This is a genomic window from Mesorhizobium sp. M0715, from assembly GCF_040320355.1.
GTDB lineage: Bacteria > Pseudomonadota > Alphaproteobacteria > Rhizobiales > Rhizobiaceae > Mesorhizobium.
Genome location: NZ_JAMYPL010000013.1, coordinates 54,917 through 68,047 on the forward strand (window position 1 = coordinate 54,917; position 13,131 = coordinate 68,047).

Sequence of the window (13,131 nt, forward strand, 5' to 3'; positions counted from 1 at the left end):
TAGAAACAAACACTCGGTGCCGGGGAGGGACACTGCCTGATGAAGAAGCTGCGCGCGACCGCTGCGACAAGCGGGCCGGACGGACTGGCGGCAGCCAGCGATGTTGCGGCGATTGTTGCCGGCACGCATGGCGATCCGTTTGCCGTTCTCGGTGTTCAGGAGGCTGGGAAGGGTTTTGTGGCCCGCTGCTTTGTTCCGAATGCCGAATTCGTCACCGCTTATACGCTGACCGGCACCATCGCGGGTGAATTGTCCAGGCGCGACGATGGCGGCTTTTTCGAAGGCAAGCTCTCGATCAAGAAGCGGCAACCGCTTCGCTATCACGCGCGCAACGCCGGCGGCGACTGGTGGCTGACCGATCCCTATTCGTTCGGTCCGGTGCTCGGGCCGATGGACGACTACTACATCGCCGAGGGATCGCATCTCAGGCTGTTCGACAAGCTCGGCGCCCATGTCATCGAGCACGAAGGCGCCACGGGCGTGCATTTCGCCGTCTGGGCTCCCAATGCGCGGCGTGTCTCTGTGGTCGGCGATTTCAACGAATGGGACGGCCGCCGGCACTCGATGCGCGACCGCCGCGACACCGGCATCTGGGAGGTGTTCATTCCCGATATCGGTGCTGGCCGGCCCTACAAATACGAGATCATCGGCCCCGACGGCGTCAGGCTGCCGCTGAAGGCCGATCCGTTCGCCTTCAAATCCGAACTGCGTCCGGCCACCGCTTCGGTCGTTGCTGTGCCGCCGGCGCATGAGTGGGGCGATGAGGCGCATCGCAATTTCTGGCGCAATGCCGATCACCGGCGCGAAGCCATTTCGATCTACGAGGTTCATGCCGGCTCCTGGCAGCTTCGCGACGACGGTACGTTCCTGTCATGGGACGAACTGGCCGACCGGCTCATCCCCTATGTGGTCGAGACCGGCTTCACCCATATCGAATTCATGCCGATCTCTGAACATCCCTATGACCCGTCCTGGGGCTACCAGACGACCGGGCTCTACGCGCCATCGGCCCGCTTTGGCGATCCGGACGGCTTTGCCCGCTTCGTCGACGGCGCCCACCGTGCCGGCGTCGGCGTTATTCTCGACTGGGTGCCGGCGCATTTCCCGGTCGATGAGCACGGCCTGGCCAATTTCGATGGCACCGCGCTCTATGAACATGCCGATCCGCGCAAGGGGTTTCATCCCGACTGGAACACCGCGATCTACAATTTCGGCCGCCGCGAGGTGGTGTCGTTCCTGGTCAACAATGCGTTGTTCTGGGCCGAGAAATACCATGTCGACGGACTTCGCGTCGATGCGGTCGCCTCGATGCTGTACCTCGACTATTCGCGCAAGGCCGGCGAATGGATCCCCAACGAGAAAGGCGGCCGCGAGAACCTTGAGGCGGTCAGCTTCCTGCAGAAGATGAACAAGGAGGTCTACGGCCACCATCCGGGCGTGATGACCATCGCCGAGGAATCGACCTCTTGGCCGAAGGTCTCGGCACCGGTGCATGAAGGCGGGCTGGGCTTCGGCTTCAAGTGGAATATGGGCTTCATGCACGACACGCTGGAGTATTTCTCCAAGGAACCGATCTTCCGAAAGCACCACCACAACGACCTCACCTTCGGCCTGACCTACGCCTTCTCCGAGAATTTCGTGCTGCCGCTCTCGCATGACGAGGTCGTGCACGGCAAAGGCACGTTGCTTGGCAAGATGGCCGGCGACGATTGGCAGAAGTTTGCGACGCTGCGCGCCTACTACGCTTTCATGTGGGGCTATCCCGGCAAGAAGCTGCTTTTCATGGGGCAGGAGTTCGCGCAGCGCCGCGAATGGAGCGAGGCGCGCGCGCTCGACTGGAACCTGCTTGAATTCCGGCCGCATCGCGGCGTCTGGCAGACGGTGCGCGATCTCAACTATCTCTACCGTTCGCGCCCGGCACTGCATGGCCGTGATTGTGAGCCGGAAGGGTTTTCCTGGCTGATCGTCGATGACAGCCAGAATTCGGTTTTTGCCTGGCTGCGCAGTGCACCGGGCGGCAGCCCGGTGGCCGTCATTTCCAATTTCACGCCGGTGCCGCGTGACAATTATCGCGTGCCGTTGCCGATATCAGGCAAATGGCGCGAAATCATCAACACCGACGCTTCCGAATATGGCGGGTCCGGCAAGGGCAATGGCGGCATGGTCGAGGCACGGGCGGAGGGAGGAAGCATCTCCGCGACGATGCTTTTGCCGCCGCTGTCGACGATCATGCTTGAACTCGTTGCCGACTGAGCCATGTCGATATCGAGTAACTTGGGAGGGTAGAAATGGCAGACTTGAAACGGACCCAGCCGCTGGCGCGCGATGCCATGGCCTATGTATTGGCCGGCGGCCGTGGGAGCCGCCTCAGGGAACTGACCGACCGGCGTGCCAAGCCGGCCGTATATTTCGGCGGCAAGACGCGCATTATCGACTTCGCGCTCTCCAATGCTCTGAATTCCGGCATTCGCCGCCTTGGCGTTGCCACCCAGTACAAGGCGCATTCGCTGATCCGTCATCTGCAGCGCGGCTGGAACTTCCTGCGGCCCGAGCGAAACGAGAGTTTCGACATCCTGCCGGCCAGCCAGCGCGTCTCGGAAACGCAGTGGTATGAAGGCACCGCCGACGCCGTTTATCAGAACATCGACATCATCGAGGCCTACGGGCCCGAATACATGGTGATCTTGGCCGGCGACCACATCTACAAGATGGACTACGAGATGATGCTTCGCCAGCACGTCGACGCCAATGCCGATGTCACCGTCGGCTGCCTCGAAGTGCCGCGCATGGAAGCCACCGGCTTCGGCGTCATGCATGTCGATGCCAAGGACAACATCATCGCCTTCGTCGAAAAACCCGCCGATCCGCCCGGCATTCCCGATAAGCCGGAATTCGCGCTGGCTTCGATGGGCATCTACGTGTTCAAGACCAAATTCCTGATGGAGCAATTGCGCCGCGATGCGGCCGAGCCGGGCTCAAGTCGCGACTTCGGCAAGGACATCATCCCCTATATCGTCCAGCACGGTAAGGCGATCGCGCATCGCTTCGCCAAATCCTGCGTCCGCTCGACCGCCGAGAACGAGGCCTACTGGCGCGACGTCGGAACGGTCGATGCCTATTGGGAAGCCAATATCGACCTGACCGACATCACGCCTGAACTCGACCTCTACGACCGCGACTGGCCGATCTGGACCTATGCCGAATTGAAGCCGCCGGCAAAGTTCGTGCATGACGAGGATGGCCGCCGCGGTTCGGCCGTGTCCTCGCTTGTCTCGGGCGACTGCATCGTCTCGGGTGCGTCGCTCAAAAGAAGCCTGATCTTCACCGGCGCGCGCATCAATTCCTTTTCGACGCTGGAAGAAGTCGTCATGCTGCCCGACGTTCATGTCGGCCGGAACGCAAAGTTGAAGCGCGTGGTCATCGACCATGGTGTTAGGATACCGGAAGGCCTGGTGGTCGGCGAAGATCCCGTCCTCGATGCCAAGCGCTTTCGGGTCTCGGAGAAAGGCATCTGCCTGGTCACCCAGGACATGATCGACAAGCTGGGGCTCTAACGCATGCAGGTTCTGTCGGTCACGCCCGAGATCTTTCCGCTGATCAAGACCGGAGGGCTTGCCGACGTGACCGGCGCGCTGCCCATCGCGCTTGCCGCCAAGGGCGTGACCGTGCGCACGCTCATCCCAGGGTTTCCGACCGTCATGGCCGCCTTCAAGAAGAAGCGGGCGGTTCTGCAATATCCCTTGCTGCAGGGCGGCAAGGCCTCCGTCCATTCAGTCCAACTCGCCGGGCTCGAACTGTTCGTGCTCGATGCGCCGCATTTGTTCGACCGTCCCGGCGGTCCCTACGGCAACGCCACCGGCGTGGACTGGCCAGACAATTGGCGGCGTTTCGCGGCGTTGAGCCAGGTCGGCGGCGACATTGCCGGTGGCGCCATCTCGGGCTACCAGCCCGACATCGTCCACGCCCATGACTGGCAGTCGGCGATGACGCTGGCCTATATGCGCTACGGCAAGGCGGTCGGCGTGCCATCGATGATGACTGTCCACAACCTCGCTTTCCAGGGCCAGTTCGGCGCCGCCATCTTTGGCGAACTCGGCCTGCCGGCAGCGGCGATGGCGCTCGACGGCGTCGAATATTATGGCGGTGTCGGCTTCCTCAAGGCCGGCCTGCAGGCCGCCTGGGCGATCACCACGGTCAGTCCGACCTACGCGCAGGAGATCCGCTCGGCGGAATTCGGCATGGGCCTCGACGGCCTCATCAACATGCGCTCCAGCGATCTCTATGGCATAGTCAACGGCATCGACACCGACATCTGGGATCCGGAAACCGACAAGCACCTGGTGTCCACCTATACGGCTAGCACGCTGAAGGCGCGCGCGCCCAACAGGGTTGCCGTGGAAGACCGCTTCAGCCTTGAGCGCGACGACAGCCCGATCGTCTGCGTCGTCAGCCGCCTGACCTGGCAAAAGGGCATGGATACCTTGGCGACAGCGGTCGACGGCATTGTTGCGACCGGCGCGCGCCTGGCCATCCTCGGCTCGGGCGATGCCGGCCTCGAAGGCGCGCTGCTCGCCGCCGCCGCCCGGCATCGCGGCCGCATTGGGGTCGTTGTCGGCTACGACGAGGGGCTGTCGCACATCATGCAAGGCGGCTGCGACGCCATCGTCATTCCCTCGCGCTTCGAACCGTGCGGGCTGACGCAGCTTTACGGCCTGCGCTATGGCTGCGTACCCGTGGTTGCCCGCACCGGCGGCCTTGCCGACACGGTAATCGACGCCAATGAGGCTGCCGTTTCGGCCGGCGTCGCCACCGGCTTCCAGTTCGCGCCCAACAATGGCGGTGCCTTGCTGCACGCCATCCGCCGCCTCGTCGACGCACATGCCAGTCCGGCGGTCTGGGAATCGTTGCAGCGCCAGGGCCTGAAGGCCGATGTGTCATGGGACAAGAGCGCGGAAAAATATGTCGAACTCTATCGCTCTCTGCTTTCGAAAAGGGTTGCCTGAAGCATGATACGCACCGTCCCCACCAAGCCTTATTCCGACCAGAAGCCCGGCACGTCGGGCCTGCGCAAGAAGGTGCCTGTCTTTCAGCAGGAGCACTATGCCGAGAATTTCATCCAGTCGATCTTCGACGCGCTCGACGGTTTCAAGGGCAAGACCCTGGTGATCGGCGGCGATGGCCGCTTCTACAACCGCGAGGTCATCCAGAAGGCCATCGCCATGGCAGCCGCCAACGGCTTCGGCAAGGTGATGGTCGGGCAGGGCGGTATCCTGTCGACGCCGGCCGCCTCGCATGTCATCCGCAAATACAAGACCTTTGGCGGCATCATCCTGTCGGCCAGCCACAATCCGGGCGGTCCGCATGAGGATTTCGGCATCAAGTACAATGCCGGCAATGGCGGCCCGGCGCCGGAAAAGCTGACCGACGTGATCTTCGAAAAGACCAGGGCGATTTCGAGCTTCAAGATCGCCGACATCGATCCGATCGACATCGACACAACAGGCACGGTCAAGGCCGCCGGCATGACGGTCGAGATCATCGACCCGGTCGCCGACTATGCCGAACTGATGGAAAGCCTGTTCGATTTCGATGCCTTGCGCAAACTGTTCAAATCCGGCTTCCGCATGCGCTTCGACGCCATGCACGCGGTGACCGGCCCCTACGCCAAGGAGATCCTGGAAAACCGGCTCGGCGCGCCCATCGGCACCTGCCGCAATTTCAAGCCGCTGCCGGATTTCGGCGGCCATCACCCGGACCCGAACCTCGTCCATGCCAAGCACCTCTATGACGAGATGATGGGACCAGACGCGCCGGATTTCGGCGCTGCCTCGGATGGCGACGGCGACCGCAATCTGATCATCGGCAAGGGCATTTTCGTCACCCCGTCGGACTCGGTTGCCATGCTTGCCGCCAACGCCCGCCTGGCGCCCGGCTACAAGGGCGGGCTGAAGGGCATCGCCCGCTCGATGCCGACCAGTGGCGCTGCCGACCGCGTCGCCGAAAAACTCGGCATCGCCCTCTATGAGACGCCGACAGGCTGGAAGTTCTTCGGCAATCTGCTCGACGCCGACATGGCGACGATCTGCGGCGAGGAAAGTGCCGGCACCGGTTCCAACCACGTCCGCGAAAAGGACGGCCTTTGGGCGGTGCTTTTGTGGCTCAACATCCTTGCCGCGCGGGGCGAAAGCTGCAAGCAGATCGTCGCCGAGCACTGGGCGACCTACGGTCGCAACTACTATTCGCGGCACGATTATGAAGAGGTTGAGAGCGGCCGCGCCACCGCATTGGTCGACGAACTGCGCGCCAAGCTCGGCGCGCTGCCGGGTGCCAGCGTGCGCGGCATGACAATCGCCAGCGCCGAGGACTTTGCCTATCACGATCCCGTCGACGGTTCGATCAGCGAGCATCAGGGCATCAGGGTGCTGTTTGAAGGTGGTTCGCGGGTGGTCTTTCGGCTGTCCGGCACCGGCACGTCAGGTGCCACGCTGCGCGTCTATATCGAGCGCTACGAGTCGGACAAGTCGAGGCACGACCTCGACACCCAGGCCGCCCTTGCCGATCTGATAGCCGCGGCCGATGATATTGCCGGGATTCACAGCCATACCGGCCGCGCCGAGCCAAGTGTGATTACTTGAGGATGGCGCTGCACGCGCCCATAGCTCTCGCAGAGCGCCAGGTTAGATAATGACGGGCGTATGGCACTGCACCCCCCTCTGGCCTGCCGGCCATCTCCCCCTCAAGGGGGGAGATCGGCAGTTTCAGCGCCTCGTTCCTCATGCTGCGTTGGCCGTTGGCGAAAGCGATGCGACGGTCCGATCTCCCCCCTTGAGGGGGAGATGCCCGGCAGGGCAGAGGGGGGTGCCTCGCGCTAACCTTGGCGGTATTTTCCAGTGACCCAGCTCGGCGCCACCGTCACCCGCGAAGGCATCCGCTTTGCCGCTTGGTCGCAGGCCGCCCGTCGGCTCTGGCTCTCGATCTTCGACGAGCAGGGCAATCGGGAAATCGAACGGCTCGAACTGCAGCCGGAAGGTGAGGGCGTCCATGCGCTGTTCGTTGCGGGCCTTGGCCAGGGCATCCGCTACGGCTTTCGCGCCGATGGCGACTACGCGCCGGAGCGCGGGCTGTGGTTCGACCCTGCCAAGCTCCTGACCGATCCTTACGCCGTCGAGATCGACAGGTCCTATGTCTATGACTGGCGGCTGGCCCAGCGCCGGGGCGAGGGCGCCGATACCGCACCGCTGATGCCGAAGGCGATTGCCGCTGCGCTGCCGAAGCCGGTGCAGGCTGCCCCGCCGCTATTCCAGCCGGGCGGCCTTATTTACGAAGTGCCGGTGCGCGCCTTCACCATGCTGCATCCGGACATTCCCGAAAAATTGCGCGGAACAGTCGCCGCACTTGCTCACCCGGCGGTTATCGAGCATCTGAAAAAACTCGGGGTTGGCGCGGTCGAACTGATGCCGGTGACCGCGTCGATCGATGAGCGACATTTGCCGCCGCTCGGGCTGCGCAATGCCTGGGGCTACAATCCCGTGACTTTCATGGCCCTCGATCCGCGTTTGGCGCCGGGCGGCATCATGGAGTTGCGAAACACGGTCGCCGTGCTGCGCGAGGCTGGCATCGGCGTCATCCTCGACCTCGTCTTCAACCACACCGGCGAGAGCGACTGGCTTGGCCCGACGTTGTCGCTGCGCGGTCTGGACAACCAGGCCTACTACCGGCACTCATCAGACGGCGGGCTGGCCAACGATACCGGCACCGGCAACACGGTCGCTTGCGACCATCCTGTCGTCCAGGAGATGGTCCTCGACACGCTTCGCCATTTCGTCAGGGATGCCGGCGTCGACGGCTTCCGCTTCGACCTGGCGCCCATTTTGGGCAGGGTCGAAGGAACATTCGATGCCGAGGCGTCGTTGCTGAGAGCGATGCGCGACGACCCGCTGCTGGCCGATCGGGTGTTGATCGCCGAGCCGTGGGACATCGGTTCCGACGGCTATCAGCTCGGTAATTTCCCGCCGCCCTTCCTCGAATGGAACGACAAGTATCGCGACGATGTCAGACGCTTCTGGCGCGGCGACGCCGGCATGGTCGGTGCGCTGGCGACCCGGCTTGCCGGTTCGTCCGATGTGTTCGCAACGAACAGGCAAAACGCCAGTCGGACCGTCAATTTCATCGCCGCCCATGACGGCATGACGCTCGCCGATATCGTGCGCTACGAGCGCAAGCACAACGAAGCCAATGGCGAGCAGAACCGCGACGGCCACAATGAAAACCTGTCCTGGAACAACGGCGCCGAAGGGGATGCGGACGATCCGGCCGTACCAACTGCTCGCCTGAACGATCAGCGCGCGCTGCTCGCCACGCTGTTTGCCTCACGCGGCACCATCATGCTGACCGCGGGCGACGAATTCGGCCGCACCCAGCAAGGCAACAACAACGCCTATGCGCAGGACAACGAGATCACCTGGCTCGTCTGGGCCGGCCGTGACCAGGCGCTGGAGCGCTACACGGTGGAACTCTCGAGGCTGCGCCGGTCGATGCCGGCGCTCTTCGATACAAGCTTCCTAACTGGCCAGCCGCAGGCAGGTTCGGGGACGCCGGACGTCGCATGGCTGACCGAAACGGGCACGCCGCTCGATGGACAAAGCTGGCAAGATCCGCAGCGGCACCGTCTTGTCATGATCCTGGGTGGCGCCAGCGACGACGAGCGCCGTCTCGCGGTGCTCGTCAACGGCGATCGTAGGGCCTGCATGTTCACCTTGCCTGAGCGTGAAGGATTTTGCTGGGTGCCAGCCCTCGAAACCGCCGAGCCAGCGGACAGCTCGCGACCGATATCGGGACGGGCGGTGATCTTCATGATCGAACGAGCGCAGGCCGGCACAGGGGAGAAGCGCAATGGCGGCAGGTGACAAGACCGGATGGTGGCGCGGTTGCGTCATCTACCAGATCTATCCGCGCTCCTTCCAGGACACGACCAGCGACGGCAGCGGCGATCTCGCCGGCATTACGTCGAGGCTCGCTCATGTCGCTTCGCTTGGTGTCGACGCAGTCTGGCTGTCGCCTTTCTTCAAGTCGCCGATGGCCGATATGGGCTACGACGTGTCGGATTACTGCGATGTCGATCCGATGTTCGGCACGCTCGAGGACTTCGATGCGCTGGTCGCCGAGGCGCATCGTCTCGGCCTGAAGATCGTCATCGACCAGGTGCTGTCGCATTCGTCCGACAAGCACGACTGGTTTGTCGAAAGCCGCGCCAGCCGCGATAACCCCAAGGCCGACTGGTACATCTGGGCCGATACCAAGCCCGATGGCGGCGCGCCCAACAACTGGCTCTCCGTCTTCGGTGGCCCGGCCTGGGAATGGGATTCGACCCGCCGGCAGTATTACATGCACAATTTCCTTGCCTCGCAGCCCGACCTGAATTTCCACAACCCGGAGGTCCAGGACGCGCTTCTCGACACGGTGCGGTTCTGGCTGGAGCGCGGCGTCGACGGCTTCCGGCTCGATACGGTCAATTACTATGTCCACGACCGCTGGCTGCGCAGCAATCCGCCGCTGGCGTCGAGCGTCGCCGGCACCAACGGCGAGACCAACACCTACCTCTACCAGGAGCATCTGTTCGACAAGACGCAGCCGGAAAACCTGGCGTTCCTGCGCCGCTTGAGGGCGCTGCTCAACGAATACGACAACCGCGCCGCGGTCGGCGAAATCGGCGATGAAGGCCGTTCGCTGCAGACGCTCGCCGCCTACACCTCCGGCGGCGACAAGCTGCATATGTGTTACACCTTCGACCTGCTCGGTCCGCAGTTCTCGGCCGCGCATGTGCGTGGCTGCGTCGCAGCCTTCGAGGCGGCCGTCTCCGACGGCTGGGTCTGCTGGGCATTCTCCAACCATGACGTCGTGCGCCATGTCAGCCGCTGGACAAGGCCGGATAGCGATCCCGACGCGGTCGCAAGATTCTCGATCATGCTGCTCGCCTGCCTGCGCGGCTCGATCTGCCTCTATGAGGGCGAGGAACTGGGCCTGGAGGAGGCGGAACTGGCCTATGAGGATCTGCGCGATCCCGTCGGCATCCGCTTCTGGCCAGGCGTCAAGGGCAGGGATGGGTGTCGCACGCCGATGGTCTGGGAGGCCGGCGCCGACAATGCAGGCTTCTCCACGGCCAAGCCGTGGCTGCCGATACCGGCCAGCCATCGCACCCACGCGGTCGACGTCCAGAATGCCGACACGGCCTCGGTGCTGAAGTCCTATCGGACCACGCTGGCCTTGCGCGGAGAGCATGAGGCGCTGGTATCAGGCTCGATCCGCTTTCTCGACGCCGAGGGTGACGTGCTCGCTTTCATTCGCGAGGGCGGCGGCGAAAGACTGCTCTGTGTCTTTAATTTCGCCGAGGGATCGGCCAATTGGCAGTTGCGGGGGGACATCGGAGCGGTTGTACAGCTGGATGGCAATGCCGCGGTCGTCGAGACCGAGCTTTTGCTGCCAGCGCTCGGAGCCTTTGTTGGCAGGCTCGACTGATACCCGGACCGTTACTGCACCAGCACCGCACGTCCGCATGTCGCGCCGGTGACCCGGACATCGGCTTCGCCGAGATGCACGCCGAGCGTATCGAGCAGATTGTAAAGCAATGTGTCGACTGGTGCGGTCACGGTTTTCAAGAGCGTCGTCACCGCAGGTTTCACTGCGCCGAGCAGGGCGGTTACGTCAAGCCCGAGGATACCCAGCGCGTTGACGGAGAGTGACAACTTGTCGACCAGTGATGTTGTCAGCGTCTGAGTCAGGTCCCGTGTCGGCGTCGTCTTGATGGTTTTGGCGGCGATCTCGGTTTTGTTGAAGACCAGGTTGGTCGGGCTGACGTTGGTGATATCGGCACCCGCCGACCCCTTCACCAGTATTAGCGGGATTTTTAGCAGCAACAGATTGAGGCTGACATTCGCTATGTTGGCGTCGGAGAACGACTGCGGGTTGCTGAAATCGGCGAAAGCGGTGGGGCTGTTATCGGCGTCGCTGGCGGCAAGGTTCACCGCGGCGACGCCGGGCTTCGCGGCAATGGTAACCTTCAGGCTGTCGGGGCCGGTCGGGCAGCTGATGTCGGTCAGCTTGGCCTCGGCGTAGGCCACTTCGACATTCAGCGGCAGCTTGACCGACAGCAGGCTGATGCCGCCGCCCAGGTTTGGATTGCCGACGCCGACCGTGACCAGCAGCTTGATGCGCGTTTGCGCGGTGCGCACCACGGTGCCGGCTTCTCCAACCGCCAGCCATGGCGAGGATTGCGGCGGTTCGCCGATGGCGATGGCGAGCGTGGTCGACAGCACCCCGGGAATGGTGGCGCCGAGGGCGACGTCGACCTGCTTCGAACCGTTTGCCAGTCCGGCAGCGGCCGTCAGCATTCCCAAGGCGCTGGCATCGACGCCGAGGCCGGCGGGCCTTTGCCCGAGGCCCAATTTGCCGACGGAGCCGAGATCGACCAGATGACTGAGCGGGATCTTGACCGTGCTGGTCGACTTGGACGCGATCGTCTGCAGGGCGACCTTGGCCGTGTTGCCAAGCCCGGGCACATTGGCCATGGCCGTGGCGATCTGGCCGACGGTCGCCTTCGATGCCAGCACATCCGAATACGACACGCCGGTCAGGTTCAGCTGTGTGGCAACGCCGTCGACGAAGGAGAGCACGCTCACATCCGCCGAGATCAGCGCGTTGTAGTCCATGACGCTGAGCGAGATGTTGCTGCCGAGAAGTCCGCCGAGAAGCGCGTTGAGGATGCCGCCATTGAGGCTGGCGAGCCTCGATCCGACCGAGAACGTCGCCTGCGGCGTCATGCTGGCGGTGGCTTGGGTGCCGATGACGGGAGTGGGGATCAGCGAACTCGCGAAATAGCGGGCAGGGATCTTCTTCAGGGTGACGCGGACGGCATTGTAGGGTGTTACGCTGGCCTGGAAACGCTGGCCCACATTGGCGCCGGATGCCACATATCGCCCGGGTGTGACCGTCACGACGGTTTTGCCGGCCGCCGGCTCGATCGTCTGTCCCGAGCTTTGAACGACAACCCCTGGCATGCCGTTGTCGGTCAGCGTGGTGACAACCGCTGTGTTGACTTTGGTCATGTTCGAGGCGGCGGTGATCGCCGCCAGATCCACCATTGCCTGTGCTTCGCGGCGCTCGGTGTAGATCGAGGCTTCGTCGATGGCCACCGCGGCCAGCGCCAGCGCCACCGGCGCGCTCAATGCCGCCATGACGGTGAAGTTCGCTTTCCTGTCACTCAGCATCAACCGGGCAAGCCGACCGATCCCATTGCACGCATGCAGCAGCATTTAAATGCCCCCGACCCTAATCGTTGACTGGCGCTTGATGGTGGTCCCGGGCATGGCTATGCCCGGGAAAAGGTTCCAGATCGGCAGGTTGCGGGCATCGTACTGGATGGCCACCACGAACTGGCTTCCATCGGCCGCGCTGTCGTTGGCCTGGTAGGTCAACTTGCTGACATCCACGAAGGGATATCCGCCGGCATTGTTGGTGACGAAGCTGGCCACGAGCGTCTGGCGCTCGGTCTGGTTCAGCCCGGCAATGGCCGTGCGGGCCGCATCCGCCGCTATCTGCTGGATCGAGTTGGCGGCGCCGAAATATATACCGTATGCAACCATTCCGAGTAGAAGAAGAATGAAGATCGGCGAGAGTAAGGCAAATTCAACCGCAGAAGTTCCACGTTCCTCTTGAAATTTTCGTACCAATTGAAAGACCTTGGGCAATTTACTTGCTCCGTTGCTCATAGCCGCCACGCGTCTGAGATCGAACTGTATAGAAGGCAATCATAATGTAACCTGTGGTTGCTTAAGAACGCATTAAGACATTCCGGCAAACTGGCATGGCTCCGATTCGCGGTGAAAAATGGCGTCGAGGTGAAGAAACCAAGTCAAGCTTCTGGTTTCGACTGGTGTTTCAGCGGCCACGCCATAGCTTTCGTCCGCCTTACTTTGGGTGACCCAGAGAGTCTGTTGAAATAAAAATTCTCCGCGTTAGTGTCTGGGCACGAGCCGCAGGACGGGAACCAGCGGCGCGCTCAAGGGGTCAGATATCGGCTCCAGGGCGTCAACACTTAATAGGCGCGCCAACGGCAGCGCCGACAGGGAGAACTTC

At 63.0% G+C, this 13,131-nt stretch carries 8 protein-coding genes; 6 read left to right on the plus strand and 2 right to left on the minus strand.

Features of this window, described 5'->3' with window-relative positions; genetic code table 11:
- The first annotated feature begins 39 nt into the window (after positions 1-39).
- The 6 genes from glgB (at position 40) to bglA (ending at position 10,515) form a co-directional block, all read left to right on the plus strand.
- A complete protein-coding gene (gene glgB / locus NKI21_RS17205) occupies positions 40-2,253 on the plus strand; it encodes a 1,4-alpha-glucan branching protein GlgB (protein WP_352441331.1) in 2,214 nt (737 codons plus the stop codon).
- Between the two features lie 35 nt (positions 2,254-2,288).
- Positions 2,289-3,554, plus strand: coding sequence for a glucose-1-phosphate adenylyltransferase (glgC, locus tag NKI21_RS17210; RefSeq protein WP_023808506.1), 1,266 nt, complete (start codon positions 2,289-2,291; stop codon positions 3,552-3,554).
- 3 nt (positions 3,555-3,557) lie between these two features.
- Entirely contained in the window at positions 3,558-5,003 is a 1,446-nt protein-coding gene (glgA, locus tag NKI21_RS17215) for a glycogen synthase GlgA (protein ID WP_352441330.1), read from the plus strand.
- A gap of 3 nt (positions 5,004-5,006) precedes the next feature.
- A complete protein-coding gene (locus NKI21_RS17220) occupies positions 5,007-6,635 on the plus strand; it encodes an alpha-D-glucose phosphate-specific phosphoglucomutase (RefSeq protein ID WP_352866477.1) in 1,629 nt (542 codons plus the stop codon).
- Positions 6,636-6,890: 255 nt separating this feature from the next.
- Positions 6,891-8,906 carry a glycogen debranching protein GlgX gene (glgX, locus tag NKI21_RS17225; RefSeq protein ID WP_352461321.1) on the plus strand — a complete coding sequence of 672 codons (2,016 nt, stop codon included), beginning with the start codon at positions 6,891-6,893 and terminating at the stop codon, positions 8,904-8,906.
- Complete coding sequence (gene bglA / locus NKI21_RS17230) at positions 8,893-10,515, plus strand: beta-galactosidase BglA (protein WP_352441327.1); 1,623 nt, start codon at positions 8,893-8,895, stop codon at positions 10,513-10,515. The genes glgX and bglA overlap by 14 nt, the downstream gene beginning before the upstream one ends.
- A gap of 11 nt (positions 10,516-10,526) precedes the next feature.
- Here bglA and NKI21_RS17235 read toward each other — a convergent pair whose 3' ends face one another.
- Together NKI21_RS17235 and NKI21_RS17240 are read right to left on the minus strand one after the other, a co-directional pair.
- Positions 10,527-12,308 (minus strand): TadG family pilus assembly protein, encoded by a 1,782-nt coding sequence (locus NKI21_RS17235; RefSeq protein ID WP_352441326.1) that lies wholly within the window; start codon positions 12,306-12,308, stop codon positions 10,527-10,529.
- Positions 12,309-12,764: a TadE/TadG family type IV pilus assembly protein gene (locus tag NKI21_RS17240; RefSeq protein WP_164780233.1), complete on the minus strand. Its 456-nt coding sequence runs from the start codon at positions 12,762-12,764 to the stop codon at positions 12,309-12,311. It lies immediately after the preceding gene.
- Positions 12,765-13,131 lie beyond the last annotated feature (367 nt).